25 protein-coding genes are annotated in these 26,398 nt (G+C 61.7%); 13 read left to right on the plus strand and 12 right to left on the minus strand.

Annotated elements, in window-relative coordinates:
* Positions 1 to 15: 15 nt before the first annotated feature.
* The 7 genes from cobU (at position 16) to ACLH0H_RS17245 (ending at position 5,298) form a co-directional block, all read left to right on the plus strand.
* Positions 16 to 537, plus strand: a complete 522-nt coding sequence (cobU, locus tag ACLH0H_RS17215) for a bifunctional adenosylcobinamide kinase/adenosylcobinamide-phosphate guanylyltransferase (RefSeq protein WP_411378912.1) — start codon at positions 16 to 18, stop codon at positions 535 to 537.
* Positions 534 to 1,589 carry a nicotinate-nucleotide--dimethylbenzimidazole phosphoribosyltransferase gene (cobT, locus tag ACLH0H_RS17220; protein WP_411378913.1) on the plus strand — a complete coding sequence of 352 codons (1,056 nt, stop codon included), beginning with the start codon at positions 534 to 536 and terminating at the stop codon, positions 1,587 to 1,589. Before cobU ends, cobT begins: the two co-directional genes overlap by 4 nt.
* Positions 1,586 to 2,161, plus strand: coding sequence for an alpha-ribazole phosphatase family protein (gene cobC, locus ACLH0H_RS17225; RefSeq protein ID WP_411378914.1), 576 nt, complete (start codon positions 1,586 to 1,588; stop codon positions 2,159 to 2,161). Before cobT ends, cobC begins: the two co-directional genes overlap by 4 nt.
* A 2-nt stretch (positions 2,162 to 2,163) precedes the next feature.
* The gene (locus tag ACLH0H_RS17230; protein ID WP_411378915.1) at positions 2,164 to 2,892 is read left to right on the plus strand and encodes an adenosylcobinamide-GDP ribazoletransferase; all 729 of its coding nucleotides are present in this window, start codon (positions 2,164 to 2,166) and stop codon (positions 2,890 to 2,892) included.
* A 42-nt stretch (positions 2,893 to 2,934) separates the two neighbouring features.
* Positions 2,935 to 3,339 carry a MarR family winged helix-turn-helix transcriptional regulator gene (locus ACLH0H_RS17235; protein ID WP_411378916.1) on the plus strand — a complete coding sequence of 135 codons (405 nt, stop codon included), beginning with the start codon at positions 2,935 to 2,937 and terminating at the stop codon, positions 3,337 to 3,339.
* A 61-nt stretch (positions 3,340 to 3,400) separates the two neighbouring features.
* On the plus strand, positions 3,401 to 4,600 hold the full coding sequence (locus tag ACLH0H_RS17240) for an MFS transporter (RefSeq protein WP_169376557.1): 1,200 nt from the start codon (positions 3,401 to 3,403) through the stop codon (positions 4,598 to 4,600).
* 149 nt (positions 4,601 to 4,749) lie between these two features.
* On the plus strand, positions 4,750 to 5,298 hold the full coding sequence (locus ACLH0H_RS17245; protein ID WP_411378917.1) for a glutathione peroxidase: 549 nt from the start codon (positions 4,750 to 4,752) through the stop codon (positions 5,296 to 5,298).
* Between the two features lie 65 nt (positions 5,299 to 5,363).
* On the opposite strand, the gene ACLH0H_RS17250 is transcribed toward ACLH0H_RS17245, so the two are convergent.
* The 4 genes from ACLH0H_RS17250 to ACLH0H_RS17265 all read right to left on the minus strand — a co-directional run bounded on the left by ACLH0H_RS17250 (position 5,364) and on the right by ACLH0H_RS17265 (position 8,525).
* The gene (locus ACLH0H_RS17250) at positions 5,364 to 6,647 is read right to left on the minus strand and encodes an OmpP1/FadL family transporter (protein WP_411378918.1); all 1,284 of its coding nucleotides are present in this window, start codon (positions 6,645 to 6,647) and stop codon (positions 5,364 to 5,366) included.
* 145 nt (positions 6,648 to 6,792) lie between these two features.
* A complete protein-coding gene (locus ACLH0H_RS17255) occupies positions 6,793 to 7,275 on the minus strand; it encodes a hypothetical protein (protein WP_411378919.1) in 483 nt (160 codons plus the stop codon).
* A gap of 276 nt (positions 7,276 to 7,551) precedes the next feature.
* Complete coding sequence (locus ACLH0H_RS17260; protein ID WP_005790139.1) at positions 7,552 to 7,776, minus strand: hypothetical protein; 225 nt, start codon at positions 7,774 to 7,776, stop codon at positions 7,552 to 7,554.
* Positions 7,777 to 8,219: 443 nt separating this feature from the next.
* Entirely contained in the window at positions 8,220 to 8,525 is a 306-nt protein-coding gene (locus ACLH0H_RS17265; RefSeq protein WP_076952950.1) for a hypothetical protein, read from the minus strand.
* A 457-nt stretch (positions 8,526 to 8,982) separates the two neighbouring features.
* Between ACLH0H_RS17265 and ACLH0H_RS17270 the strand changes: the two genes are divergently transcribed.
* On the plus strand, positions 8,983 to 9,306 hold the full coding sequence (locus ACLH0H_RS17270; protein WP_411378920.1) for a sel1 repeat family protein: 324 nt from the start codon (positions 8,983 to 8,985) through the stop codon (positions 9,304 to 9,306).
* A gap of 175 nt (positions 9,307 to 9,481) precedes the next feature.
* Positions 9,482 to 10,846, plus strand: coding sequence for a DNA recombination protein RmuC (gene rmuC, locus ACLH0H_RS17275; protein ID WP_411382428.1), 1,365 nt, complete (start codon positions 9,482 to 9,484; stop codon positions 10,844 to 10,846).
* Between the two features lie 104 nt (positions 10,847 to 10,950).
* On the opposite strand, the gene ACLH0H_RS17280 is transcribed toward rmuC, so the two are convergent.
* The 3 genes from ACLH0H_RS17280 to ACLH0H_RS17290 form a co-directional block, all read right to left on the minus strand.
* Complete coding sequence (locus tag ACLH0H_RS17280; RefSeq protein WP_411378921.1) at positions 10,951 to 14,421, minus strand: NahK/ErcS family hybrid sensor histidine kinase/response regulator; 3,471 nt, start codon at positions 14,419 to 14,421, stop codon at positions 10,951 to 10,953.
* Between the two features lie 216 nt (positions 14,422 to 14,637).
* On the minus strand, positions 14,638 to 15,021 hold the full coding sequence (locus ACLH0H_RS17285; protein ID WP_411378922.1) for a YbaN family protein: 384 nt from the start codon (positions 15,019 to 15,021) through the stop codon (positions 14,638 to 14,640).
* 20 nt (positions 15,022 to 15,041) lie between these two features.
* Positions 15,042 to 15,629 carry a UPF0149 family protein gene (locus ACLH0H_RS17290; RefSeq protein ID WP_411378923.1) on the minus strand — a complete coding sequence of 196 codons (588 nt, stop codon included), beginning with the start codon at positions 15,627 to 15,629 and terminating at the stop codon, positions 15,042 to 15,044.
* A gap of 277 nt (positions 15,630 to 15,906) precedes the next feature.
* On the opposite strand from ACLH0H_RS17290, the gene recQ reads away from it, so the two are divergent.
* Positions 15,907 to 18,033: a DNA helicase RecQ gene (gene recQ / locus ACLH0H_RS17295; protein WP_411378924.1), complete on the plus strand. Its 2,127-nt coding sequence runs from the start codon at positions 15,907 to 15,909 to the stop codon at positions 18,031 to 18,033.
* Positions 18,034 to 18,154: 121 nt separating this feature from the next.
* Entirely contained in the window at positions 18,155 to 18,589 is a 435-nt protein-coding gene (locus ACLH0H_RS17300) for a MarR family transcriptional regulator (RefSeq protein ID WP_076952957.1), read from the plus strand.
* Positions 18,590 to 18,621: 32 nt separating this feature from the next.
* Here ACLH0H_RS17300 and ACLH0H_RS17305 read toward each other — a convergent pair whose 3' ends face one another.
* The gene (locus ACLH0H_RS17305; RefSeq protein WP_186694530.1) at positions 18,622 to 20,814 is read right to left on the minus strand and encodes a patatin-like phospholipase family protein; all 2,193 of its coding nucleotides are present in this window, start codon (positions 20,812 to 20,814) and stop codon (positions 18,622 to 18,624) included.
* Positions 20,815 to 20,898: 84 nt separating this feature from the next.
* Here ACLH0H_RS17305 and ACLH0H_RS17310 point away from each other — a divergent pair, with 84 nt between their 5' ends.
* Entirely contained in the window at positions 20,899 to 21,186 is a 288-nt protein-coding gene (locus ACLH0H_RS17310; RefSeq protein ID WP_411378925.1) for a SelT/SelW/SelH family protein, read from the plus strand.
* A 10-nt stretch (positions 21,187 to 21,196) separates the two neighbouring features.
* On the opposite strand, the gene ACLH0H_RS17315 is transcribed toward ACLH0H_RS17310, so the two are convergent.
* Together ACLH0H_RS17315 and ACLH0H_RS17320 are read right to left on the minus strand one after the other, a co-directional pair.
* Positions 21,197 to 22,081, minus strand: coding sequence for a DMT family transporter (locus tag ACLH0H_RS17315; protein ID WP_411378926.1), 885 nt, complete (start codon positions 22,079 to 22,081; stop codon positions 21,197 to 21,199).
* Positions 22,082 to 22,976: 895 nt separating this feature from the next.
* Complete coding sequence (locus ACLH0H_RS17320; RefSeq protein WP_411378927.1) at positions 22,977 to 23,726, minus strand: AraC family transcriptional regulator; 750 nt, start codon at positions 23,724 to 23,726, stop codon at positions 22,977 to 22,979.
* Between the two features lie 137 nt (positions 23,727 to 23,863).
* On the opposite strand from ACLH0H_RS17320, the gene ACLH0H_RS17325 reads away from it, so the two are divergent.
* Positions 23,864 to 24,673: a UDP-2,3-diacylglucosamine diphosphatase gene (locus ACLH0H_RS17325; RefSeq protein ID WP_411378928.1), complete on the plus strand. Its 810-nt coding sequence runs from the start codon at positions 23,864 to 23,866 to the stop codon at positions 24,671 to 24,673.
* A 128-nt stretch (positions 24,674 to 24,801) separates the two neighbouring features.
* Here the strand turns inward: ACLH0H_RS17325 and ACLH0H_RS17330 are convergent, their stop codons facing one another.
* Together ACLH0H_RS17330 and ACLH0H_RS17335 are read right to left on the minus strand one after the other, a co-directional pair.
* Complete coding sequence (locus ACLH0H_RS17330; RefSeq protein ID WP_411378929.1) at positions 24,802 to 25,998, minus strand: amino acid aminotransferase; 1,197 nt, start codon at positions 25,996 to 25,998, stop codon at positions 24,802 to 24,804.
* A complete protein-coding gene (locus tag ACLH0H_RS17335) occupies positions 25,998 to 26,354 on the minus strand; it encodes a 4a-hydroxytetrahydrobiopterin dehydratase (RefSeq protein WP_010208721.1) in 357 nt (118 codons plus the stop codon). Before ACLH0H_RS17335 ends, ACLH0H_RS17330 begins: the two co-directional genes overlap by 1 nt.
* Positions 26,355 to 26,398 lie beyond the last annotated feature (44 nt).

The raw sequence follows: 26,398 nt of genomic DNA on the forward strand, positions 1-26,398 counted from the left end.
TAGAGGTGTGGCGCCATGCATCAACTAATCCTCGGCGGCGCCCGTTCCGGCAAAAGCCGTCTCGCCGAAAAACTCGCCGGCGACAGCGCCTTGCCCGTCACGTACATCGCCACCAGCCAAGCGCTGGATGGCGAGATGAATGAGCGTGTCGCCCTGCATCGCCAACGTCGCCCGGACCACTGGGGCCTGATCGAAGAGCCCATCGAACTGGCGCGCGTGCTGCGTGAAAACGCGGCGCCTGGGCAGTGCCTGCTGGTGGACTGCCTGACCCTGTGGCTGACCAACCTGCTGATGCTCGAAGACCCTGTGCGCTTGGCGTTCGAGCGCGATCAAGTGCTGGAAAACCTGGCCGCGCTGCCGTGTGAAATCATTTTTGTCAGCAACGAGACCGGTCTGGGTGTCGTGCCGCTGGGCGAATTGACTCGCCGCTATGTGGATGAAGCCGGTTGGCTGCATCAAGCCTTGGCCGAGCGCTGTCAGCGTGTAGTCCTGACCGTTGCCGGCCTGCCCCTGATTTTGAAAGGTACTGCGTTATGACGGACACCTGGTGGCTCAACCCGTGTAAGACGGTTGACGCTCAAGCGTACGAAGAAGCCCTGGCACGCCAGCAGCAATTGACCAAGCCGGCCGGCTCTCTCGGCCTGTTGGAAGCCCTGGCGGTGCAGTTGGCCGGCCTGCAGGGCCAAGTCAAGCCGTCGGTGGATCAGCTGTGGATCGCCATCTTCGCCGGTGACCATGGCGTGGTTGCCGAAGGCGTGTCGGCGTTTCCCCAGGCGGTCACCGGGCAGATGCTGCATAACTTTGTCACCGGCGGCGCGGCCATCAGCGTATTGGCGCGGCAGTTGGATGCACCGCTGGAAGTGGTCGACCTGGGCACGGTGACGCCAGCCCTGAACCTGCGCGGTGTGCGTCACTTGAATATCGGCGCGGGCACCGCCAACTTCGTCAACGGCCCGGCAATGACCGAGGCCCAGGGGCAACTCGCCCTGCAGGCCGGTCGCGACAGTGCGCGGCGCGCGCTGGCAGCGGGGGCGCAGCTGTTTATCGGCGGCGAGATGGGCATCGGCAACACCACTGCCGCCAGTGCGCTGGCCTGTGCGTTGCTCGATTGCCGGGTCAGTGACCTCACGGGGCCAGGCACCGGGCTGGATGCCCAAGGCGTCAGCCGCAAGGTGGCGGTGATCGAGCGTGCATTGGCCTTGCATGCCGGGCAGCGCGGTGATGCATTGCACACACTGTTCAACCTCGGCGGCTTTGAGATTGCTGCGCTTGTGGGCGCCTACCTGGCGTGTGCCCAGGACGGCGTGGTGGTGCTGGTGGACGGGTTTATCTGCAGCGTCGCGGCGCTGGTCGCCACGCGCTTGAACCCGGCCTGCCGTGAGTGGCTGGTGTTTGGCCATCGCGGCGCCGAGCCTGGCCATCATCACGTGCTGCAAAGCCTTGATGCGCAACCGCTGCTGGAACTGGGCTTGCGCCTGGGTGAAGGCAGCGGTGCGGCATTGGCGGTGCCGTTGTTGCGCCTGGCCTGTGCGCTGCACGGGCAGATGGCGACGTTCGCCGAAGCCGCCGTGGCGGAACGCCCGGCATGACCTTGCGCCTGGACCTGCTGCGCCACGGCGAAACCGAACTGGGCGGCGGCTTGCGCGGCAGCCTGGACGACGCCCTCACCGCCAAGGGCTGGGCGCAGATGCGCGCGGCGGTGGTGCAGCAGGGGCCATGGGACCGCCTGGTCAGTTCGCCGCTGCAACGGTGCGCGCGGTTTGCCGAAGAACTGGGCACTCGGCTCAACCTGCCGGTGACCCTGGAAAAAGACCTGCAAGAGCTGCACTTCGGCGCCTGGGAAGGGCAGAGTGCGGCGGCCTTGATGGAGACCGACGCGAAAGGGCTGGGTCTGTTCTGGGCCGATCCCTACGGTTTTACGCCGCCGCAGGGCGAGCCTGTCGCTGAGTTTTCCCAGCGGGTGCACGGCGCAATCGCCTGCTTGCATCGGGCTCATGCCGGAGAGCGTGTGTTGCTGATCAGTCATGGCGGCGTGATGCGGCTTTTGCTGGCGCAGGCGCGAGGCTTGGCTCGGGAGCAACTGTTGAACGTCGAGGTCGTTCACGGGGGGTTATTCAGCCTGCAGATCTGCGCGGACGGCGTGCTCAAGGAAGTTGTGTAGCCATGCTGCCATTCTGGATTGCCCTGCAATTTCTCAGCAGCCTGCCGATTCGGCTGCCGGGCATGCCGCAACCTCAGGAAGTGGGCCGCTCGCTGTTGTTTTATCCCGTGGTCGGCTTGTTGTTCGGGCTGTCGCTTTGGGCCTTGAGTACGGCCTTGATGGGCGCACCGCTGTTGCTGCACGCAGCGCTGTTGCTGACGGCCTGGGTGCTACTCAGCGGCGGCCTGCACCTGGACGGCCTGGCGGACAGCGCCGATGCCTGGCTGGGCGGCTTCGGCGATCGCGAGCGTACCCTCACGATCATGAAAGACCCGCGCAGTGGACCGATTGCCGTGGTCACCCTGGGTTTGGTGCTGCTGCTCAAATTCGCCGCGCTGGTGGCCTTGATCGAGCAACACAACGGCGCTGCACTGATCCTGGCGCCGTTGATCGGGCGCGCATCGATGCTGGCGCTGTTTCTCACCACGCGCTACGTGCGCGTCGGCGGATTGGGCCAGGCATTGTCGGATCATTTACCGAGGGTGGTCGGCCAACAGGTACTGATCCTCAGTGGCCTGGCCTGCATCCTGATCGGCGGCTTCAACGGCGGGATCGTCGTATTGTTCGCCGCCCTCTGTTTTTTGGCGCTACGCCGGTTGATGATAAAGCGCTTGGGCGGCACGACCGGCGACACCGCCGGGGCGCTGCTGGAGCTGCTCGAAACGGCGGTTGTCGTCGCGCTGGCGCTGTAACACTTTCTTGCGTTTCCTTAATCGCGGGTATATACACGTTCCATGCTTGCCTCCCAATGTTTGTGCACCAACCTGCGACGTGCCGCCCGTGGCGTCAGCAGGCACTACGACGGCGCCCTTGATGGCTTCGGGATCAACGTCGCCCAGTATTCTTTGCTGTGCAACCTGCAGCGACTCGACCAGCCGAGCATTTCCAGCCTGGCCGACGCCATGGGCCTGGACCGCAGCACCTTGGGTCGCAACCTGCGGGTGCTGGAAGGCGAAGGTCTGGTGCGGTTGGTGGAGGGCGATGACCTGCGCAATCGCCTGGTGGTGTTGACCGAGCACGGCGAAGCACGACTCGCTGCGGCATTACCCGCCTGGGAAGCGGCGCAACAGAAATTGATCGATCGACTCGGCGCGCAAAAACGCGAAACCCTGTTGGCCTTGCTGGACGAACTCGCCTGACGCGGGTTTGTTCGCCTACAAGCGGGTATATACCCGCGGCGGAGAATAAGAAATGACCTCGATGTGGCGCACCAGTGGCTGGATTCTTTTAGGAAGTGCGCTGATCCTGGCGCTGTCGTTGGGCGTGCGGCATGGTTTCGGCCTGTTCCTGGCGCCGATGAGCAGCGAGTTCGGCTGGGGCCGTGAAACCTTTGCCTTTGCCATCGCCTTGCAGAACCTGATCTGGGGCCTGGCGCAGCCGTTCACCGGCGCCCTGGCCGACCGTTTTGGTGCGACTAAAACAGTGTTTGTCGGCGGCGTCCTGTACGCGGTGGGCCTGGTGCTGATGGGCATGTCCGATTCAGCGTTGACGCTGTCCCTCAGCGCAGGCTTGCTGATCGGTATCGGCCTGTCCGGCACTTCGTTCTCGGTGATCCTGGGCGTGGTCGGCCGTGCGGTTGCGCCGGAAAAACGCAGCATGGCGATGGGTATCGCGAGTGCTGCGGGCTCCTTCGGTCAATTTGCGATGGTGCCGGGCACACTGGGGTTGATCAGTTGGCTGGGCTGGTCGGCCGCATTGCTTGCGCTGGGCCTGATGGTGGCGTTGATCCTGCCGCTGGTCGCCATGCTCAAGGACCGGCCGTTGCCGGCAATGGTCGGTCAGCAAAGCTTGCGTGAAGCGTTGAAGGAAGCCTGTTCCCACTCCGGTTTCTGGCTGTTGGCCTTTGGCTTTTTTGTCTGTGGCTTCCAAGTGGTGTTTATCGGCGTGCACCTGCCGGCTTATCTGGTGGATCAGCACCTGCCGGCCACCACCGGTACCACGGTGCTGGCGCTGATCGGCCTGTTCAATATCTTCGGCACCTACACCGCCGGCTGGCTCGGTGGGCGCATGTCCAAGCCGCGCTTGCTGACCGGTTTGTACGTGCTGCGGGCGGTGGTGATCGTGCTGTTCCTGTGGGCGCCGGTCACCGAAGTCACGGCCTACCTGTTTGGCATGGCCATGGGCTTTTTATGGTTGTCCACCGTACCGCTGACCAACGGCACCGTCGCGACGCTGTTTGGTGTGCGAAACCTCTCGATGCTCGGTGGGATCGTGTTCCTGTTTCACCAGATCGGTTCGTTCCTGGGTGGCTGGCTGGGCGGAGTGGTCTATGATCGCACCGGCAACTACGATTTGATCTGGCAGGTGGCGATTCTATTGAGCCTGCTCGCCGCCGCCCTGAACTGGCCGGTGCGCGAGCGGCCCGTGGCGCGATTGCAGGCGCAGATGGAGGCGGCATGAGCAGAGCGGTGCGCGGTGTGATACTCCTGGCGGGGCTGGGTTTGCTCCTGCTGGCCTGGCTGGGCTGGCAACACGGCGGGTTGGCGTTGATGCAACTGGGTATGTCGATCTGTTAAGTTCGTAGCCTGAATACAGACAAGGACATAACTATGCCGATGCGTTGGCTCGCTGTACCCGTCCTCATGGCCGTTGCCAGTGCCACCATGGCTGCCGGTTGCCCGCCGTTGCTCGAAGGGCAATTGCCCAAGTTGCGTGCGAAAGAATCCATCGAGCTGTGCCAGCGCTTTGCCGGCAAGCCCCTGGTCATCGTCAACACCGCCAGCTTTTGCGGTTTCGCCCCGCAATTCAAAGGCCTCGAAGCGTTGTATCAACGCTACAAGGACGAAGGGCTGGAAGTGATTGGCGTGCCGTCCGATGATTTCAAGCAGGAAGCCAAGACGGGCGAGGAGACCGCCAAGGTGTGTTACGTCAATTACGGCGTGACCTTCACCATGACCGAGCCCCAGAAGGTCAAGGGGCCGGATGCGGTGCACCTGTTCAAGGTATTGGCGCAGCAGAGCAACGCGCCGAAGTGGAATTTCTACAAGTATGTGGTAGATCGGCAGGGCAAAGTGATTGCCGACTTTTCCAGTTTGACCAAGCCGGACAGTCCGGAGCTGCTCAAGGCAGTGGAAGAGGCGATAGCGTCCAAGCCTTGAGGGTCAGCCATTAAAAAGCCCCGCCTCCTTTGCAGGAGAGCGGGGCTTTTTTACACCGGTCTGGATCAGAAGGTGTAGGTCATGCCCAGGCCGAAACCGTTGGCACTGTTTTCGTACTTGGCGCGGTAGCTGGCGGTCGACGGAGCGTCCGCGGTCTGGTTGATCTTGACGTCCTCTTCTTTCAGGTAAGAGTACGCCAGGTCGATGGTCATGTTATCCATGACCTTGTAGCCCAGGCCGACGCTGAAGATCGTACGGTCGCCCGTCGGAATGCGCGGCGAACGATCGGTGTTGTTGGTCGGCGACTGGTCGAACGTCAAGCCGGTACGCAGCACCACTTGCTTGGTCAGCTGGTACGAGGTACCCACCGCGTAGGCCCAAGTGTCATGCCAGTTCTGCTCTTCGGTGATGGAGCGCAGTTGGCCGGGCGCCAGTAAGCCGCCGGCAGCCGATACGCCTTCGTTGTCGACGGTGATTTCCTTCAGTCGGCTCCAACGCGTCCAGGTCGCACCGCCATAGAGTTTCCAGGCATCGGTCAGGTCTTGAGTGACCGACAGGTCGTAGGACTCTGGGGTATCGATCTTCAGGGAAGCGTCGTAGCGGTTGTTACGCAGGAATGGCTGGGTCGCCGCCGGGCCGCTGACGGTGGTGTGGCCTTCCAGCTTGTACTTGACCTTCGAGTGGTAGGTCAGGCCGACGCGGGTGGTATCGGTGGCCTGGACCAGGACGCCGACGTTGAAGCCCAGCGCAGTATCGTCGCCCTTGATTTTAACGTTGGTGTCGCTGACGGCGGGGTTCAGCGTCCGATCCGATTCCAGCACGCCGGAAATCCGGTTGAAGGTCGGGCCGAAACCGATGGATACGCGGTCGTTGAACGCGTAGCTGACCGTCGGCTGGAAGGTCATCACCTTCACTTCGCTCTTGCTGCCGAAGCCACGGCCCTGGAAGCCGTTTTCATAATCGGTCACCAGGCCGAACGGCGCATAGACCCCGAAGCCGACAGCCCACTGATCGTTGAGTTTGTTGGTGTAGAAACCAAATGGCACCGCGGTGAACGGAACCATGTCACCTTTGTTGGAGCCGCGAGAGTTGCCGCCGGTATCGCTGATATCGGTCGACGCATCGATCGCCGCAACGCCACCGGTGATCTGCTGCCCATTCAGGCGAGCCATACCGGCAGGGTTGCCAAACACAGTGCTTGCATCATCGGCAGAAGAAGAGCGACCCGCGAAGCCCGTACCCATCCCGCTGACGCTCTGTTCGTTCAGTGCAAAACCGCTTGCAAACAGGTGGGAGGATGCCATGGCAACGGCGAGGCTAAGTGTGGTCTTGAGCATTACTTTTTTCATTATTAGAACTCCGTGTGATCACCGCTGCGGAAAGTAACAATAATTTTGAGATCGCGCTATAGGCTGTAATGCAGGAGATAGAGCGGTTTTGTAGGACAATCCGACCAGAATTCCGCGGTTTTGACGAATCTTGCAAGTTGCCCGGTCAGCAAGCGACGTGATTCATGGGTGAAACACAGGTTCGCCACGCTTGAGTGAAATCGCGCAGTCGACCTTGAGGGTGAAATATTTCTTTCCAGATACGCGCCATGGCCAGCACATCTCCTGGCGGTGGCAGTGCGGGGCTGTGTTGTTCCACCAGAAGCCAGGCGATGGCCGTGGCGTAACGCAGGTTTACGGTCAATTCGAGCTGCGGCGCGCTTAAGAATGCATGCTGGCTCGCGAGCCCACGCACCAGGCTGGCGCGCTCGGGGTCCAGCGCCAGGTAGCCGTCCCATAAGGCGCGATGGCGCGGTTCGGTAATGCTGTACAGGCCGTGCCCGCGCCGGTCGTGCAGGGCGGAACCCAGTTCCGACTGGCTGGCGGCAATGCCCAGCAGCAAGGCCTCGGCCGTCGGGTCCTGGCGGCCAAGGTACGACAAAGTTGGCCTGATCACATAACGACACAGTTCGCTGGCAGCGATACCCATACACGCCTCAACCCATGAGAGTGGTCGGCGAGGCCTGAGGAGGGGCTTGGCAGCGGTGGATCGGATCTCAGGCTCGCCGGAAGCGGATCATACCGCTCAAGTTGAAGTGTAGTGTCATATTTGTGGTGTAAAGGATTGTTTTTAAATCATCTTCTTCATTCAGTTATAACGGTTATATCGTTCTGAAATTAGCGCGAAACTCAACGGACAAATTACAGGCAATAAAAAACCCTGCTTGTTAAACAGGGTTTTTGTGTTTCAGCGACTCGGGTCGGGTCAGGCGGTCAATGCCTGACGGGTACGCTCGATCACGGCCTGCAGCGGTTCTGCGCTGGAGTATTGATCGGGGTACAGGCGTTCGCTGTGACGAGCGATGCCGTGTTCGTTGACCAGGGTGAAGCTGAAGCAGCCTTTGCGAGCGGCCATGATCAGGCAGTTCATTGGAGCAAAAGCGTTGGTGAGGGTGCGGATGGCATCCTGAGTATGGATTTGAGCGTTCATAATTATTGGTGTTCCTACAAATGACACAGATAAGAACCGTGCCGTATTAAAACGTTCCAGTGACGTTGATCACCATTGATCAAACGAAGAACCCGACTGGAACAAAGCAGCCAGTTTGAAGCGCTATTAAATTAGGCGCGCTTGGGCTGGCAGGTAGGTACTTAGGAGGGCAGGCAACACAACAGGGGCAAAGGTTCTGGGCCCAGGGTGAAGATCCTGATCAATCTGCAGGTTGGTTCGGTCAGAGTATTGAAACTTCGCGACACCCTTTGCTTGTTCAAAGGCAGTGCCGTCGCAAGTGATACCTGGAAACCATCGAGGTGGTCGATCCCGTGTGGTGCATGGGAATGGTTCGACCAGAATTGACTTTCAGCTTGGTACTAACGCCGCGGATAGTAACGGATTGAAGCGAGCAAGGGAAGCGTCTTGACAAAAAACTTCAATCAGCCGCCCAGCAGGCCCTGGTACACCAGCACCGCCGTCGCTGCCGCCAGTGAGCAGCCCAGCCCGTAGGCGGCGAGGGTCAGGCGCAGGGACTGGCCGGTCTCGACCACTTTCATCACGTCGCCCATGTCATTGATCCGGCCTTCACCCAGTTCGATGCAAAGGCTGACGGCAGTAAACGCCGCCGACAGCAGGATCGCAATGGCGAACAGCGCCCCATCCGGGGAGGGCAGTGCCGCGTTGATCCCCAGGGAGACAGCGCAGATCGCCAGTAGCAATACGGCGAACACCAGCATTCCTTTCATCGACCCACCCACCGTTTCGCTGTAGGGCGGGGAGTGTGGCGAGCCGGCACCGATTTGAAAAGTATTTGGTTTGCCCTGGCCGTAACAATTTTGCGGCAAACGGCTTCAAAGAACGCCGCCGATATAACGATCGGTTGGGTACTTGTGCACATTGGTGGCAGCGCCTGTAACCCCACCGCCAACGGTGCCGTAACGCCGCCATTTGCCTGCAATGGAAATTTAAGTCAATGAAAAATCGGGCTTTTTTTTATTGGTGAAAAAATCGTCAGTTTGACTGCGGCCCCCGTTCCATGGGGCTTTGCGCGGGTTGGAAGAGGGTTGTCCACTGAGTTATCCACAGCTTCTGTGGATTGTCCCAAGCGCTTGCTCTAGCACGGGCGTGCAGGGTTTTTTCAGCTTTACCTGTGCGAAAAAAAGAGTAGAGTGGCGCGCCTTCCGTTCTGTCCCACAGTGCTTTATGAAGTTTCGCTCAGTATCACCTCCTGTTACCGACACCCCACACACTGTTACCGCCCCAAAGCGCTTCTCTTTGAAAGTTGCCTTGTGGTTACTCGACAGTCCGCGCCTGGGTCACAGCACCAACGTCAAGCACTTCGCCGGGCGTTTGCTCAAGCAGCCAGCCCGTGAAGGGGTGGTTGTCGCTCAAAGCCGCCTGGGCCAACTGATGTGCCGTGAATGCGGCAATGCCCGTGACCGCCGCATTGGCCATGACCTGCTGCGCCTCGCGGCGCGCGCCGGTGACCTGCGCGCCCAGCGCGAACTGGGCCAGGTCGAAGACTGAGCTGTCCTCAGACCCTGTGCTCCGTTAACCTTGTTTTTTTTCGGTAATGGCAGAATCGTCTATGGTTTTTGACTGGACCAGTATTGCCTTGGGCTTCGCTGGCGCTGCCGTGCCTTTGTTAGTCGCGTGCTGGCAGCTTCAGCGGAAACTGACCGCGCGCATGAACGGTTGGGAACTGCTCGAAGAACGCCTCGCCACCGCGCTGCTGGCCCAGGAAGGCCTCGCCGCGCAGTTGGATGCCAGCCGCGATGAAATCAGTGACCTGAGCCAGGCCAATGCGGCCAAGCAAGCTGACCTGGCTGCCTTGCGCCGCGAAGTCGAATTGCTGCAGATCGACCGCGACAATGCCCGCGACGCCGCCCACGCGTGGAACCTCGACCGCAGCGCCAAGGAGACCGAGCTGCGCCGCCTCGATGCGTTGTCGGCGGCCTTGCGCGCCGAACTGCGCGAGCAGCAGGAAAGCCATCAACAACGCCTCGCCGACCTGCAGGGCTCGCGGGACGAACTGCGTGCACAGTTCGCCGAATTGGCCGGCAAGATCTTCGATGAGCGCGAACAGCGCTTCGCTGAAACCAGCCAGGAACGCCTGGGCCAGTTGCTCGACCCGTTGAAGGAGCGCATCCAGTCGTTTGAAAAACGCGTGGAAGAAAGTTACCAGAACGAGGCGCGCGAGCGTTTTTCCCTGGCCAAGGAGCTGGAACGCCTGCAGCAACTGAACCTGCGCCTGTCAGACGAGGCCACCAACTTGACCCGTGCCCTCAAGGGGCAGAAAACCCAAGGCAACTGGGGCGAGCTGATCCTGGAGCGGGTGCTGGAACACGCAGGCCTGGAAAAGGGCCGCGAGTACCAGACCCAGGTCAGCCTTAAGGGGCCGGACGGCGAGCGTTTCCAGCCAGACGTGTTGATCATGCTGCCCGGCGACAAGCAGGTGGTGGTGGACTCCAAGGTCAGCCTTACCGCTTATCAACAGTACGTGGCGGCAGATGACGAAGTGATTGGCCAGGCAGCGCTGAAACAGCATGTACTGTCGCTGCGTAATCACGTCAAAGGCCTGGCCGGCAAGGATTACAAACGCCTCGAAGGCCTGCACAGCCTGGATTTCGTGTTGCTGTTCGTGCCGATCGAAGCGGCGTTTTCCGCCGCGTTGCAGGCTGAACCGAACCTGTTCCAGGAAGCGTTCGACCGCCATATCGTGATCGTCAGCCCGACCACCTTGCTTGCCACTTTGCGGGTGATCGACAGCCTGTGGAAGCAAGAGCGCCAGAGCCAGAACGCCCGGGAAATTGCCGAACGCGCCGGTTGGCTTTACGACAAGTTCGTGCTGTTTATCCAAGACCTGGATGAAGTGGGTAATCGTTTGCAGCAGTTGGATAAGGCTTACAGCGCGGCGCGAAACAAGCTGACAGATGGACGCGGGAATCTGGTCAGCCGGACCGAGCAATTGCGGCTGCTCGGTGCTCGGGCGAGTAAAAGCTTGCCCGCGGATCTGTTGGAACGGGCGATGACCGATTCCGATGGCGTAGCCCACCTGCCTGAATAGAGTTCGGTTCCTGTGGGAGCTGGCTTGCCTGCGATAGCAATGTTGAATTCAACACCGCCATAGCAGGCAAGCCAGCTCCCACCTGTTGACCGATCAGGGTCTGGTTACAACGGCACATGCCGACTCAACAACGCCCGCAACGCCGCCGGCTTCACCGGCTTGGCGAGGTAATCCAACCCCGCCGCATGCACCTGCGCCACCGTCTCCGGGCGGCCGTCGGCGCTGATGACCACGCCGGGAATCGGCTCGGCCAGTTGCGCGCGCAGCCACCCCATCAGCTCAGTACCGGTTTCTCCATGGTCCAGGTGATAGTCCACCAGCGCCAGTTGCGGGCGCATGCCTTCGGCCAGCAGCGCCGCGCATTGCGCCTGGTCGGTGGCGGTCCATACCTCACAGCCCCAGCGCGTCAACAGGCTGCGCATGCCGATCAGGATGCTCTCTTCGTTATCCACGCACAGCACCCGTGCGCCGCTCAACGGCAAGCCGGTTTCCTGGGGTGCCTTGAGCGCCGGGTTGGCCTGGTTGCGCGCCAGCGGCACGCGCACGCTGAATACGCTGCCCTTGCCCGGCCAAGAACGCACGCTCAGCCGGTGGCCCAGCACGCGGCACAGGCCATCGGCGATCGCCAGGCCAAGCCCCAGGCCTTTCTCCGCGCGGGTCTGGTGGCTGTCCAGGCGCTTGAATTCTTCGAAGATCACCTTTTGTTTGTCCAGTGGGATGCCTGGGCCGCGATCCCACACTTCCAGGCACAGCTCGCCCTCGCTTCGGCGTACGCCAAGCAGCACCGGGCCGTCGGCGTACCGGAAGGCGTTGGTGAGAAAATTCTGCAGGATTCGCCGCAGCAACTTGATGTCGCTGTCGATACGCAACCGACTGCCGCGTAAACGGAAGCGCAGACCTTGCTCTTGGGCGAGCGCCTTGAACTCCGCGCCCAAGGTGTCGAACAGTTCGTTGAGCATAAACGGCTGGCGCTGTGGATTGATCTTGCCGTTTTCCAGGCGCGAAATATCCAGCAAATCGCTGATCAAGTCTTCGGCGGAGCGCAGCGAACTGTCCAGGTGTTGCACCAGTTGCCGGGCTTCGCTGGACAGGCCATCGTTCTGGTGGGAGAGGGCGGCGGAGAACAGCCGCGCGGCATTGAGTGGCTGCATCAAGTCATGGCTGACTGCCGCCAGGAAGCGGGTTTTCGACTGGCTGGCGGACTCGGCCACACCTTTGGCATCGGTGAGCGCCACGTTGAGCTGCGACAGTTCATGGGTGCGCTCGGTGACGCGTTGCTCCAGGCCTTCGTTGGCCTCGGTAAGCGCCTTCTCGGCTTCGCGGAATGCAGTAATGTCAGTGAAACTCATGACGAAACCGCCGCCTGGCATCGGGTTGCCGATCAGCTCGATCACCCGTCCATTGGGGAACAAACGCTCGGAGGTGTGCGCACGGCCCTGGCGCATCCAATGCAGTCGTCGCGCCACATGCACCTCGGCCTCGCCCGGCCCGCACAGTCCGCGTTCGGCGTTGTAGCGGATAATGTCGGCAATCGGCCGGCCTACGCTGATCAGCCCCTCCGGGTAGTTGAACAGCTCCAGATAGCGCCGGTTCCAGGCCACCAGCTTGAGCGACTGGTCGACTACGCTGATGCCCTGGGTGATGTTCTCGATGGCGCCTTGCAATAATGCGCGATTGAACTGGAGCACTTCCGACGCTTCGTCGGCGATGCGTACTACATCCTCCAGCTGCATTTCCCGCCCTTCGATGGCGGCTTTCACCACGGCCCGGGTCGACGACGCGCCAAGTACACCGGCCAGCAAGCGTTCGGTGTGGGCGATCCAATCGTTGTCGGCATTCTGGTTGGGGTTGAAGCCTTTGCCCTGGCGATAAGCGAAGCGGATAAAGCTCTGCTGGGCGCGCTCTTCGCCGACAAAACGCGCGGCCAGGCTGAGCAGGTCGCTGATCTGCACCGACAGCATCGAGCGGGCGCTGGCGCGCTGGCTGATCTCCTGGCCGATAAAGCGCCCGGCCTGCCAGTGCTCGGACACCCGCGTGCGCGAGAACATCGATACCCAGACAAACAGCGTGAAGTTACCGGCCAGGGAAAACACGGTGCCCAGAGTCAGCGAGGTGACGGACAAACCGAACGGGTGGGAATGCAACCACGTCAGGCCTGGGAAAAGGCTGAGCGACCAACCCAGGCTTTTCGCCGTGACCGGTAGGACGAGGGTGTAGAACCATAGAAAGGTGCCCGCCGCCAGCCCGGCGAACACGCCGCGTCGGTTCGCCTGTTTCCAATACAACGCCCCGAGCATCGCCGGTGCCAGTTGGGTCACGGCGGCGAAGGCGATCTGGCCGATGGTCGCCAGGCTGGCAGTGGAGCCGAGCAATCGATAGCTCACGTAGGCCAGCAACAGAATGATCACGATACTGACCCGCCGCACCGACAGCATCCAGTGTCGGAACACTTCGAACGGGCGCTCGGCGCTGGAACGACGCAGCAGCCAGGGCAGCAACATGTCGTTGGAGACCATGGTCGACAAGGCAATGCTCGCCACGATCACCATGCCGGTGGCCGCCGAAGCGCCGCCGATGAACGCCAGTACCGCCAGGGCCGGATGGGCTTCAGCCATCGGCAGGCTGATCACGTAGGAGTCCGGCAGCACCGAGCTGGGCAACATCATCTTGCCGCCCAAGGCGATCGGTACCACAAACAGTGCGGCAAGAATCAGATACGCAGGAAACACCCATTTGGCCAGGCGCAGATCCTGGGGGTCGATGTTTTCCACGACCGTGACATGAAACTGGCGAGGCAGGCAGATGATCGCCATCATGGCCACGCCGGTCTGCACCACCATGGATGGCCAGTTGACGGTCTCTTTCCAGTATTCCTCCAGGCGGGGCGCCAACATGGCCTGGCTGAACAGGTCACCGAAACCGTCGTACAAGCCGTAGGTCACAAACGCGCCGACGGCGAGAAAGGCGAACAGCTTGACCAGCGATTCAAACGCAATCGCCAGCACCATGCCACGGTGGTGCTCCGTGGCGTCGAGGTTACGCGTGCCAAAGACAATGGTGAACAGCGCCAGCACCAGCGACACGATCAGGGCCGTGTCCTGTGCACGGGTGCCCGTAGTGTCGGCGCCCGCGCCGATCAGCAGGTTGACCCCCAACACGATGCCTTTGAGTTGCAGGGCAATATAAGGCAGGACGCCCACCAGGCAGATCAGCGCGACCACCACCGCCAGGGACTGGGATTTACCGTAGCGCGCGGCGATGAAGTCGGCGATGGAGGTGATGTTTTCCTGCTTGCTGATCAGGATCATCTTCTGCAGCACCCAGGGCGCCAACACCAGCAGCAACACCGGTCCCAGGTAGATCGGTAAAAAGGCCCACAACTGTTCGGCGGCCTGGCCTACCGCGCCGAAAAACGTCCAACTCGTGCAGTAGACGGCCAGCGACAGGCTGTACACCCAGGCACGCATGCGCGGCGGCAATGGCGCGCGGCGGCGGTCACCGTAGAAAGCGATGGCAAACATAATGGCCATATAGGCCAGGGCAACGGCGGCGATCAGCCCGCTGGACAGCGTCATGGTAACTCCGAGCATGGGAACGCCCGGGCATTCCGGGCCCGGTCGGACAGTCTCGCATGATGCCTGGGGTTAGTCAGTGTCGACCAAGGTCGCGTGAGGGCGAATGACGCAGGATGTTTACTGTAGGAGCGAGCTTGCTCGCGAAAAACGTTAACGATGACACGGGGAACCTGACACCCAACGGCGCTCTCAGGTTTTTCGCGAGCAAGCTCGCTCCTACCTTGGTGGCAGGGTTTTCAGGCGCAGGATATAGACAGTCACCAGCACCGCACTGGTCAGCATGAACACCCGTGCCCACGGCAGCGGCACCAGGTAACAGGAAAATCCGATGCTCAGCCACATCAGGCCGATTGCGTAGACCTTGCCCTTGAGCGGGATGCCGTTGCCGTCCAGATAATCTCGGATCCACGGCCCCAGTCGCGGGTGTTCCACCAGCCAGTGGTAGAAGCGCGGGGAGCTGCGGGCGAAGCAGGCGGCGGCAAGCAGCAGGAAGGGCGTGGTCGGCAGCACCGGCAGGAAAATGCCGATCACACCCAGCGCTACGCTGAGCCAGCCAATGGCCAGCAGCGCGTAACGCAGGAGCGGCGAGCGATTGCCCATGGGTCTCACGGGCAAGCGGCTCAGTGGTGACGTGGCTTGAGGATCGCCGGTTTTTCGTCAGGGGCGTTGCACAGCAGGTACAGGGCGGTGAGGGCTTCCGGGATCTGTACGATCATGTCATCCATCAGGTTGGCGTCGGCGGCGATGTCGGAGAACTCTGCTTCTTCTTCGAACAGACCCGAACCGACCATGATCGGCAGCAGCATCTCGCTGACTTCTTCCTCGGCGGATTCGAACCAGGCGGCTTCGCGCAGGAACACGCCTTCCATGAAACCGATGCACCAGCCGCGCAGGTCGGAATCGTCCGGGTCGTCACCCAGGTCCAGCTCGCACGGCAGCTCGAATTCCTCGTCGGACGCCAGCTGGCGACCGATGTGGGCCTTGAGGGCCACCAGGGTCGATTCGATTTCTTCGCGGTGCGCGTCGTCGGTGTAGTGAGGCTCTTCGGCGAACAGCGCGTCGATCCATTCGCGGTCGGGCACCACCTCGGAGCAGATCGACAGGGCGGTCAGGTAACCGTGGGCGGCCACGTAGTCCAGCGCCTCGTCATGCAGCTCATCGGCGTCGAGGAAGGCTTGCAGGCGGGTTAGTTGCTCAGCGAAGGACATTGAAGGACTACCTTGGAAATAAACGATGCTGAATTCTAGGCCTTCTTGAGCGCCCAGGCCAGCCGCCATGCAGATTTGCCAGGTTTTAGAGACGGGCTGCAATTCGTCAGCGGCGCCCTTTGCCGGATGACGCTCGGGTATACTGCCGCGTTTTGTGATGCCCTTGCAGGCCAAGCGCCAGTCCGAGAAAACTTCGCTTACGGATTTTTTTTCCTGACGCCGTGTTTTTTCGACCAGCCTGTACAGAGGAAATTGCGGCACTATTTTGGAGTTATACATGCTCGAGCAGGCACAACGCGTCCTCAAGGACATCTTCGGCTACGACAGTTTTCGTGGCCGCCAGGGTGCGATCATTGAGCGCGTGGCCAGTGGCGGTGATGCGCTGGTCCTGATGCCTACCGGCGGTGGCAAATCGTTGTGCTTCCAGGTGCCGGCGCTGTTGCGCAATGGCCTGGCCGTGGTGGTGTCGCCGCTCATCGCGTTGATGGATGATCAGGTGGCCACCCTGGAAGAACTGGGCGTCGCCGCTGCCGCCTTGAACTCCACCCTCAGCGCGGAGCAGCAGCGCGACCTGGCGGCGCGGATCAAGCGCGGTGAAGTGAAGATGCTTTACCTCGCCCCCGAGCGCCTGGTGCAGCCGCGCATGCTGGCTTTCCTGCAAAGCCTGGAAATCGCGCTGTTCGCCATCGACGAAGCCCACTGCGTGTCGCAATGGGGGCATGATTTCCGCCGCGAATACCTGCAGCTCGGCCAATTGGCAGAGCTGTTTCCCGATGTGCCGCGCATCGCCCTGACCGCCACCGCCGACAAGCGTACCCGCGAAGAAATCGTCGAGCGCCTGCATCTGCAGAACGCCGAGCGGTTCCTGTCGAGCTTTGACCGGCCGAATATTTTTTACCGGATCGTGCCCAAGGAGCAGCCGCGCAAGCAGTTGCTCGCATTCCTCTCCGAACGGCGCAGCGATGCGGGCATCGTCTATTGCCTGTCCCGCAAGAAGGTCGACGAAGTTGCCGCGTTCCTCTGCGAACAAGGCTACCCGGCGCTGCCGTATCACGCCGGGTTGCCCAACGAGACGCGCTCGGCTCACCAGAAGCGCTTTCTCAACGAAGAAGGCCTGATCATGGTGGCTACCATCGCGTTCGGCATGGGCATCGATAAATCCAACGTACGCTTCGTGGCCCACATGGACCTGCCCAAGTCCCTCGAGGCCTACTATCAGGAAACCGGTCGCGCCGGCCGTGACGGCCTGCCGGCGGATGCGTGGATGGTCTACGGCCTGCAAGACGTGGTGATGCTCAAGCAGATGCTGCAGAACTCCGAAGGCGACGAGCGACATAAGCGCCTGGAGCAACACAAGCTCGACGCGATGCTGTCGCTGTGCGAGGAGACCCGTTGCCGTCGCCAGACCTTGCTGGCGTACTTCGACGAAGACATGCCCGAGCCATGCGGCCATTGCGACAACTGCATTGACGGCGTGCAGACCTGGGACGCCACCGAGCCGGCGCGTCAGGGCCTCTCGGCCATTTACCGCACCGGCCAGCGTTATGGCGTGGGGCATCTGGTAGACGTGCTGCTGGGCAAGGACAACGAGAAGATCCGCAGCTTCGGCCACGAGAAACTCTCGGTCTACGGTGTCGGTAAAGCCCGCGCCGAAGGCGAGTGGCGCTCATTGTTCCGGCAGATGGTGGCGCGCGGCCTGGTGGACATCGACATCGAAGGGTATGGCGGCCTGCGCCTGAATGACAGTTGCCGGCCGTTGCTCAAGGGCGAGGTCACCCTGGAGCTGCGCCGCGACCTCAAGCCGCAGACCACCGCCAAAAGCAGCACCAGCCAGGCCAGCCAGTTGGTGCGCTCTGAGGAACGCGAGCAGTGGGAAGCCTTGCGCACCCTGCGCCGCAAACTGGCGCAGGAACACAGCGTGCCGCCCTACGTTATTTTCCCGGACTCCACCTTGCTGGAAATGTTGCGCGAGCAACCGACCAGCATGGCCGAGATGGCGCGGGTCAGCGGCGTGGGCGCGCGCAAGCTGGAGCGTTACGGGCAGGCCTTCCTCGAAGTGCTCGGCGGCCAGGCCGAAGCGCCGAAGGAAGTCGCCGACATACGCCACGAACTGATCAGCCTGGCACGCGCCGGCATGACGCCGATCCAGATCGCCGGCCAGTTGCAGTGCTCGGAGAAGAACGTCTATACCCTGCTCGCCGAATCCATTGGCAAGCAGCAGTTGTCGTTGGAGCAGGCCCTTGATTTGCCGGAGGATTTGCTCGGCGAGATCCAGGACGCCTTCCTTGACGGAGAGGGCGAATTGCCACCCGTTGCGGAGATTGCACCGCTGTTTACCGGGCGTGTTCCTGAAGGTGTCCTGTACTGCGTGCGGGCCGCCTTGCAGTCGGAATTCGAAATTTAGTGTGCCAATAACGACAATGTAACAGATCAGTACAGAGCACCTCTTGCCTCGCGGCAACGCTCATGCTTAGCTGACTAATAATTAGCCAAACTTTATTTTCAGTCTAAAACAAGAGTTTTTTATGCCGTTAACCGATCAACACCGATTTGGTATGCAGCTGGCGCAGATGTCCCGTGGTTGGCGTGCCGAGCTGGACCGCCGTTTGGCGGGGCTGGGCCTGTCCCAGGCACGCTGGCTGGTGCTGTTGCACCTTGCGCGTTTCGAAGAAGCGCCCACTCAGCGTGAGCTGGCGCAAAGCGTTGGCGTCGAAGGGCCGACACTGGCCCGTCTGCTGGACAGCCTCGAGGGCCAAGGCCTGGTGCAACGCCAGGCGGTGGTCGAAGACCGTCGCGCCAAGCGCATCCTGTTGTGTGACACCGCCCGGCCGTTGATCGAACAGATCGAAACCATCGCCACCGAGCTGCGGCATGAGTTGTTTGAGGGCGTGAACGAAGCCGATTTGAGCGTGTGCATGCGCGTGCACGGGCGCATCCTGGCGAACCTGGAAAAGTCCTGATCTGTGAGGGCCCCACATTGGGTTGTGGGGCTCTAGAACGTTTGCCCCAGGTTCAGATACACCGCCTTCTGATTATCATCATTGAACCCATAACTGAAATTCAGCGGCCCCAACGGCGTATCAAAGCCCAGGAAAATACTCGCTGCGTTGATGTAGCCGCTGTCGAATTCATTGTCGTTGTTCCACGCCCGGCCACGTTCCAGTGACGCACCCAGGTACAGCGGGAAATCCAGCGGCAAATACGACCGTGGCGTGAGCCTGCGGTAGTACACCGCCCGCATCAGGCTGATGTTCTGGCCCGAGATCGCATCCTGGCGGAAGCCCGACAACTGCCGGGCGCCCCCCAGCAGGAAACTGGAACTCACCACATTTTCCGAATCGTCCAGGGTGCGCCCATAGCGTCCGCCCAGCACCAGAGTGTCCGGGCCGTGGCTCATGGCCTTGTCCAGCTTGAATTCCCATTGGCGGTAGCGTTGGTCCGAGCCCAGGCCCGGTTCGAATTCGCGGTAGGCCAGGCCGATGTCTTCGCCGGTATGGGGGAAATATACGTTGTCCAGGGAGTCGAAGGAGTACTTGAGCTCATAGAAGCCCTCACTGAAACTCACGCTGGGCAAATCGCGGTCGCCGATGCGCACATCCGCCTTGCCCCAGGCCTCGCCGACGCCGAAGCGGATCTCGCCGCTGTTGCCGATCTGCCTGCCGACGTTCAGGCCGAAACCGTAGCGTTCCAGGCGGTATTCGGAGATGGGATCGTTGTCCAGGATCAGCTCCACGTTCTGCGCCTGGGCCCTGATGTAAGGCGCGACAAAGTAACGCGAACCGGTGTCCATCGGCTGGTAGAACTCGCTGTACAGCTCTTGGCGATCGCCGATCTGCACCCGCGTCAGCCATTCGGCGCCGAGGCGGTTGATGCCGTTGATGCGGTAACTCGCGCCCAGGTTGAAGGCGCTGTCGCCGCGCATGTCATCCGACAGGTTGAGGCCCAGGCGCAAGTAATCGGTTCCGCTGCGTTTGCCGCGCGCGCTGATCACCAGGGTATTTTGCTGGCCTTTCTTGACCACGCGGTATTGCACCTGCTCGAAGTAATCCAGGCCATAGAGCGTGCCCATGTCCGACTGCAGGCGGCCCAGGTTCAGCGGCTCGTCCAGGGGTTGGCGGATGTAGTAGCGGATCACGTCGTCGCTGACTTTCGAGTCGTTTTCCACATCGATGGCAGTGATGACCGGCGTACGTTCGCCCGGGGTGCGGGCGGCCATCAATTGTGGGTCGACCTGACCGGCGGGGCGCAGGTGGGCGAGGCGCGCATCGAGGGCAAGGGTGGCGCGGTAGCCGGCGTCGATCATGTCCTTGGCGCGGCCGAAGTCCGTCACGCCATACGCGGCCAGCGGCGGCTGGATCAGCACGTCCCTGGGGTGCAGGTCCTTGAGTTGTTCTTCCGAGTTGCGCCGGGTCATCAGAGTGATGGATTGGTTGAGCACATCGACCACCGTGGCCAGTTGCTTGCGCGAGCGCAGCGGGGTGCCGATGTCGACGACGATGGCGATATCCACGCCCATTTCCCGCGCCACATCCAGCGGGATGTTATCGGTCATGCCGCCGTCCACCAGCAGCCGCCCGTCCAGTTCCACCGGCGCGAACACCGCCGGGATCGACATGCTGGCGCGGATCACCTGGGGCAGGTGGCCCTTGCGGAACACCACCTTTTCACCGGTGGTGATATCGGTGGCCACGGCCCTGAAGGGGATGGGCAACTTGTCGAAGTTACGGGTGTTGCTGCTGTGGGCGAACATGCTTTCGAGCAGCAACGCCAGGTTCTGGCCCTGGATCACGCCCAGTGGCAGGCCGAGGCTGCCGTCGTCGCGAAAGCTGAGTTTCTGCTTGACCAGGAAATCCCGGTCATCCTGCTTGCGCCGGAACGGTACGTCTTCCCGCGGCGGCGCGTCGGACAGCGCCTGTTGCCAGTCGATGCTCAACGCCAGCTTTTCCAGTTCGTCGATCTTGTAGCCCGACGCGTACAGCCCGCCGATCACCGCGCCCATGCTGGTGCCGGCAATCGCGTCGATCTGGATACCTTGCTCCTCCAGGGCCTTGAGCACGCCGATATGCGCCAGCCCACGGGCCGCACCGCCCGACAGCACCAGGCCGATTTTCGGACGTGGCGGTTCAATGGCGTCGGCAAGAAGAGGAAAGAGGCACAGAAGCAGGCAGGACAACAGGCGGCGCATCATGAATCTCGAGGCTGGGCGATAAAGGCCGGTATTATAGCCACTCGATCCTCATCCCTCGTTATGCCTGGAGTCAGACAAATAATGTCCGTGAGCAAACCCGAGATTGTCATCACCTATTGCACCCAGTGCCAGTGGCTGCTGCGCGCGGCGTGGCTGGCGCAGGAATTGTTGAGCACATTCGCCGATGATCTTGGCAAAGTGTCCCTGGCGCCAGCCACCGGTGGCGCGTTTTGCATTACCTGCGATGGCGTGCAGATCTGGGAACGCAAGGCCGACGGCGGCTTCCCCGAAGCCAAGGTGCTCAAGCAGCGCGTGCGCGACCAGATCGACCCGCCGCGCGACTTGGGGCACAACGACCGTACGAAATAGCCGTCGGCAATCAGGCCGCCGCAGCCGGCTGTTTGGCCTGGCTGGCGCTGCCCATCAACCCCGACAGCACAATCGCTACGATGATCAGCGCGCCCCCCAGCAGCATGCGAAGCGTCGGGGTTTCGGCAAACAGCAGCCAGGCTGCGGTGATCCCGTAGACCGGCTCCATGGCAAACACCACCGAAGCGGTGCGCGCCTTGATCACCGCAAGGCTGGCCACGAACAGGCTGTGGGCCAGGCCAGTGCAGAACACGCCGAGCAAACCGATCCACAGCCAATCGATCGCACGCACCTCCGCCAGCCCAGGCGCGGCCACAGGCAGCAGGCACGCTGCAACCACCACGTTCTGGCACAGCGCCGCCTGCACCGCCGGAATACGCCCGGAACTGGCGCGATTGTTCAGCGACAACAGCGAAAACAGCAGCCCCGAAGCGATTCCCCACAGCAGCCCGCCGGTGGCTTCGCTGGCGAGATTGAAGTGCGGCGTGACCAGCACCAATCCGATGCTGACCAGCACCACCAGCAGCACTTCATTGGCGCGGATGCGCTCGCGGAAAATCAACCCTTCAAGGATCACGGTAAAGGCCGGGAAAGCCGTGAAGCCCAGCGTCGCAACGGCCACGCCGGCCACTTTGACGGCAATAAAGAACGTCACCCAATGCGCCGCCAGCAACACGCCGCTGACCAGCAGCCGGCGCCAGTCGCGCAGCTCCAGCTTTTTCCAGGCGGTGTTGCTGGCGAACCGTGCAAATATCGCCAGGGCCGCCACGGCAAACACGGCGCGACCAAACACGATGATCGCCGGTGAGGCGGCCGCCAGCTTGCCGAACACGCCGGTAAGGCCGAACATCAATGCGCCGATGTGCAGGGCGCCGAGGGCTGAGCGGGGAGTCATTGGGATCCTTGTATCGAGCGGGTGACAGAAGCGCAGTCTAGTGGGGCGGCTTGTCGGTGTCTGTCGTCCGGCTCGCGATTTTTAGCGTCAGGCTCGTCCTACGTGTGTTGGTTGAGCGTGTACATATCCATTATTTAGGTAACGGCGGCTGGCGGTTCCGCTCTTACAGCGGGTCACTTTTTGAAGGACCAAAAAGTAACCAAAAAGTCCTCGCCCCACCACTCGGTGCCTCGCCTAGGCTCGGCATGCCCGTAATCCGACAATGATTTGGGGGGCCGCCGCCACGCGCCATCCATGCCGGTTTACCCCCCAAATCAATGTCGAATTACGGCCAGCGTGGTTGACGGGGCGATCCCAGATCAAAAGCAAAAGCGCGGCGGCCTTAGAGCCGACCGGTAGTTCATGCCGAGCTCGGTTAAAACTGTGGGAGCTGGCTTGCTCGCGAATACGGTGGATCAGTTACAGATGCACTCGCTGACACACCGCCTTCGCGAGCAAGCCCGCTCCCACAGTTTGATCTCCATACATCAGATAGACCTCAGATTGGCTCTGGCTCTTGATCTGGCTTTTGATTTTGATCTCAGGCGCCCCGTCAACCACGCTGGCCGAACGCAGGCTTGAATCCGTGGGTAACCCGGCAGGACGCCGGGTTAGCCGTCCTGGGCCATGGATGGCCCATGACGGCGGCCCACGGATTCAAGCCGGAGTGAGGGCATGCCGAGCCTAGGCGAGGCACCGAGTGGTGGGGCAAGAGCGTTTTGCTTACTTTTGCGCTTTTCAAAAGTGAGCCGCTGTAAGAGCGGAACCAATAGCCGCCGTGACCGCAGGAACGGATATGTACACGGTCACCCCCCCAACGACATGGTCGGCCCAAAGGCCGCCACGGCAACAATCCCTACACATAACGCGGCAGAGAACTCGGCGACGCCCCAAACTCACGCAACATCGCCGCAGCAAACGCACTCTGCGAGGTATAGCCGACCCGCTCGGCAATCGCGCCGATAGGCAGCGGCGTCTTGCGCAAAAGGTCCAGGGCCATATGCAGGCGCCGGCTGCGGATATAGTCCATCGGCGTCTGCCCGCATTCGACCATGAAGCGCGCATGCAAACGCGCCACCGACAGGTCGGCGAGGCGCGCCAGGTCAGCCACTTGCAGCGGGTGCGCCGCGTGCCGCTCGATATGTGCATTGAACGCCGCGTACGGCAGGCGCCGTCTGGCCGGCGGATGGGCCAGCGGATGATTGAGACTGGCCAGCAACAGCACCGCGCCTTGCTGCACGATCAGCGGGTCCTCCACCGGGCTCTGTGCCAGCCACTGCACCAATTGGTTTTGCCGCGAGTCCAGCGTCAACCGAGCGGGTTGGGCGAGCAGGCGGCGACTGGCGTCGGCGTGCTCGCCCAATGATTGCAATACCCAGTGCTCGGTGGGCACATCCAGCACCAGGCAGCGGCTGCCATCACGGCTGCCGCACGCATGGTGGGCGCTGAAGGGCAGCACCATCACGCTGCTTTCGCGCACCTGGCTGCCACGCCCCTCGACTTCCAGGTCCAGGTGCCCGGACAGGCCGAACACCAATTGCGCATGGTCGTGGCTGTGCACGATCGGTGCTTCGAGGTAATGGCGTAGCGTGAGAGCAGGGCTCATCGCGTTCTCCAGGGCGGCAAGCGGCCAATCTACAACGCTTCGCGGTTGTCGAGCGCTGTCATCAGACTGACGCACAGTTGTCATGGGCTATTAACCGCTGTGGCGCAAGCTCGCGAAAACACCGTCGAGGGATGCCCATGACCAGTGCCGAGTTCGTCAAGCCCAGCCGCAAGCAACGGGTTCGAACCCTGTGGATTTCCGATGTGCACCTGGGCACCCGGGATTGCCAGGCCGAACACTTATCGCAATTCCTCAAAGGCTACCATGCCGACAAGGTGTACCTGGTAGGGGACATCATCGACGGCTGGAAACTGCGCAGCGGCATGTATTGGCCCCAGGCCCACACCAACGTGATCCGCCGCCTGTTGACCATGGCCAAGCGCGGCACCGAGGTGATCTACGTCACCGGCAACCACGATGAATTCCTGCGCCGTTACTCCAAGCTGATCCTGGGCAATATCCAGTTGGTGGACGAAGCGGTGCACGTGACCGCCGATGGCCGCCACTTGCTGGTGATCCACGGTGACCAATTCGACGTGATCACCCGCTATCACCGCTGGCTGGCGTTCCTCGGCGACTCGGCCTACGAGTTCACCCTCACGCTGAACCGCTGGCTGAACCATTGGCGTGCGCGGTATGGCTACGGTTACTGGTCGCTGTCGGCGTACCTCAAGCACAAGGTCAAGACGGCGGTGAGCTTTATCAGCGATTTTGAAGAAGCCATCGCCCACGAAGTGACCAAGCGCGAGCTGCATGGCGTGGTCTGCGGGCATATCCATCATGCGGAAATTCGCAAGGTGGGCGAGGTGGATTACCTCAACTGCGGGGATTGGGTGGAGTCGTGCACGGCGTTGATCGAGCACTGGGACGGGAGTATCGAGTTGTATCGGCTGGCGGATGCGCAGGCGAAAGCGGCGCTGCTGAAAGCCGAGATGGTGGCGGGCTAAAGCCGAACTCGGTTCAAATTGTGGGAGCGGGCTTGCTCGCGAATGCGGTGTGTCAGTTACAGATGCACTCGCTGATACACCGCATTCGCGAGCAAGCCCGCTCCCACAGTTTTATTGTGTTTCGTCAGCTACAAGTTGCAGACATCGGCGATGGCTTCAGCCAGCGCCGCAAGACGCGTCGCATCAACCCCCGCCACATTGGCCCGCCCGGAACTGACCATGTATACGCTGTGTTTCTCGCGCAGTTGCCTGACCTGCTCGGCGCTCAAACCGGTGTAGGAAAACATTCCGCGCTGCGCCCCAATGTGCGCAAACCGCTCCGACAAACCATGGGGCGCCAGCGCTTCCACCAAACCTGATCGCAAGTGCGCAATCCGCGAGCGCATGGCTTCGACTTCCTCGCTCCAGCGCTTTTTCAGCTCGGCATCGCCCAGGATGGCCGCGACCACTGCCGCGCCATGATCCGGCGGCGTCGACCACAGGTTGCGCGCGGTATTCGCCAACTGGCTGCGCACATCCGTCAGCTTCTCGGCATCCGCGGCGCACACGATCAACGCGCCGACGCGGTCGCTGTACAGGCCAAAGTTCTTCGAGCAGGAACTGGTGACCAGGACTTCCGGCAACTCGGCGGCAAACAGCCGCACCGCCCAGGCGTCCTGCTCCAGGCCATCGCCGAAGCCCTGGTAGGCAAAGTCGATCAACGGCAACAGTTGGCGCTCGCGCACGATCTCGAGCACCTGGCGCCAGTCAGCCTGGGACAGGTCGAAACCGGTCGGGTTGTGGCAGCAGGCGTGCAGCAGCACCACATCGCCCTTCGGCACGCTGGACAGGGCGACGAGCATCGCCGTCACGTCCAGGCGATTATCAGCGCCCACGTACGGGTAATGGCTGACCTTGAGGCCGGCCTTGGCAAAGAGGGTCTCGTGGATTGGCCAGGTCGGGTTGCTCAGCCATACGCCACGGCCGGGCAGGTGCTGGGCGATGAAGTCGGCGCTCAGGCGCAGCGCGCCGGTGCCGCCCGGGGTCTGGGTGGCGCCGACGCGGCGTTCGCGAATCAGCGCGGAATCGGCTCCGAGTACCAGTTCGCTGATCAGCGTGCCGAACGCGGCATTGCCGTGGCCGCCGATGTAGGTCTTGGTGGCTTGGGTGTCGACCAGGCGCTGCTCGGCGAGTTTGACCGCATGCAGGATGGGTGTAAGGCCCTGGTCATCCTTATAGACGCCCACGCCCAGGTCGAACTTGTTCGGGTTGGCATCCTGGGCGTACAGGTCCATCAGCCCGAGGATCGGGTCGCCGGGCACGCGGCCAATGGCATCGAAGTGCATTACTTGCGGCCCTCGGCATCCTTGGCCACTTCGTCGGTGCGCGCGGCCATGATGAAATCGTTGCGGTGCAAGCCCTTGATCGAGTGGCTCCACCAGGTCACGGTGACCTTGCCCCATTCGGTAAGCAGGCCGGGGTGATGGCCTTCGGCTTCGGAGATTTCACCCATGGCGTTGGTAAAGGCCAGGGCGAACTTGAAATTCTTGAACAAGAAAACCTTTTCCAATTGCATCACGCCGTCGCGCACTTCGATGTTCCAGTCGGGGATCTGCTTGAGCAGTACCGGCAACTCTTCATCGCTGACTTGCGGGGCATCGGCGCGGCAGGCTTCGCAGTGGGCTTGGTTCAAGGTGGTCATGGGAGGTGTCCTGAATTCGAATGATTGAAGATCAGTGGGCGTCA

The sequence above is a fragment of the Pseudomonas sp. MPB26 genome, from assembly GCF_046605355.1.
Taxonomy (GTDB): domain Bacteria; phylum Pseudomonadota; class Gammaproteobacteria; order Pseudomonadales; family Pseudomonadaceae; genus Aquipseudomonas; species Aquipseudomonas cedrina.

Coding starts and splice junctions, on each gene's coding strand:
- cobU (WP_411378912.1), top strand. CDS start 16: ATGCATCAACTAATCCTCGGCGGCGCCCGTTCCGGCAAAAGCCGTCTC.
- cobT (WP_411378913.1), top strand. CDS start 534: ATGACGGACACCTGGTGGCTCAACCCGTGTAAGACGGTTGACGCTCAA.
- cobC (WP_411378914.1), top strand. CDS start 1,586: ATGACCTTGCGCCTGGACCTGCTGCGCCACGGCGAAACCGAACTGGGC.
- ACLH0H_RS17230 (WP_411378915.1), top strand. CDS start 2,164: ATGCTGCCATTCTGGATTGCCCTGCAATTTCTCAGCAGCCTGCCGATT.
- ACLH0H_RS17235 (WP_411378916.1), top strand. CDS start 2,935: ATGCTTGCCTCCCAATGTTTGTGCACCAACCTGCGACGTGCCGCCCGT.
- ACLH0H_RS17240 (WP_169376557.1), top strand. CDS start 3,401: ATGTGGCGCACCAGTGGCTGGATTCTTTTAGGAAGTGCGCTGATCCTG.
- ACLH0H_RS17245 (WP_411378917.1), top strand. CDS start 4,750: ATGCCGATGCGTTGGCTCGCTGTACCCGTCCTCATGGCCGTTGCCAGT.
- ACLH0H_RS17250 (WP_411378918.1), bottom strand. CDS start 6,647: ATGAAAAAAGTAATGCTCAAGACCACACTTAGCCTCGCCGTTGCCATG.
- ACLH0H_RS17255 (WP_411378919.1), bottom strand. CDS start 7,275: ATGGGTATCGCTGCCAGCGAACTGTGTCGTTATGTGATCAGGCCAACT.
- ACLH0H_RS17260 (WP_005790139.1), bottom strand. CDS start 7,776: ATGAACGCTCAAATCCATACTCAGGATGCCATCCGCACCCTCACCAAC.
- ACLH0H_RS17265 (WP_076952950.1), bottom strand. CDS start 8,525: ATGAAAGGAATGCTGGTGTTCGCCGTATTGCTACTGGCGATCTGCGCT.
- ACLH0H_RS17270 (WP_411378920.1), top strand. CDS start 8,983: ATGAAGTTTCGCTCAGTATCACCTCCTGTTACCGACACCCCACACACT.
- ACLH0H_RS17280 (WP_411378921.1), bottom strand. CDS start 14,421: ATGACGCTGTCCAGCGGGCTGATCGCCGCCGTTGCCCTGGCCTATATG.
- ACLH0H_RS17285 (WP_411378922.1), bottom strand. CDS start 15,021: ATGGGCAATCGCTCGCCGCTCCTGCGTTACGCGCTGCTGGCCATTGGC.
- ACLH0H_RS17290 (WP_411378923.1), bottom strand. CDS start 15,629: ATGTCCTTCGCTGAGCAACTAACCCGCCTGCAAGCCTTCCTCGACGCC.
- recQ (WP_411378924.1), top strand. CDS start 15,907: ATGCTCGAGCAGGCACAACGCGTCCTCAAGGACATCTTCGGCTACGAC.
- ACLH0H_RS17300 (WP_076952957.1), top strand. CDS start 18,155: ATGCCGTTAACCGATCAACACCGATTTGGTATGCAGCTGGCGCAGATG.
- ACLH0H_RS17305 (WP_186694530.1), bottom strand. CDS start 20,814: ATGCGCCGCCTGTTGTCCTGCCTGCTTCTGTGCCTCTTTCCTCTTCTT.
- ACLH0H_RS17310 (WP_411378925.1), top strand. CDS start 20,899: ATGTCCGTGAGCAAACCCGAGATTGTCATCACCTATTGCACCCAGTGC.
- ACLH0H_RS17315 (WP_411378926.1), bottom strand. CDS start 22,081: ATGACTCCCCGCTCAGCCCTCGGCGCCCTGCACATCGGCGCATTGATG.
- ACLH0H_RS17320 (WP_411378927.1), bottom strand. CDS start 23,726: ATGAGCCCTGCTCTCACGCTACGCCATTACCTCGAAGCACCGATCGTG.
- ACLH0H_RS17325 (WP_411378928.1), top strand. CDS start 23,864: ATGACCAGTGCCGAGTTCGTCAAGCCCAGCCGCAAGCAACGGGTTCGA.
- ACLH0H_RS17330 (WP_411378929.1), bottom strand. CDS start 25,998: ATGCACTTCGATGCCATTGGCCGCGTGCCCGGCGACCCGATCCTCGGG.
- ACLH0H_RS17335 (WP_010208721.1), bottom strand. CDS start 26,354: ATGACCACCTTGAACCAAGCCCACTGCGAAGCCTGCCGCGCCGATGCC.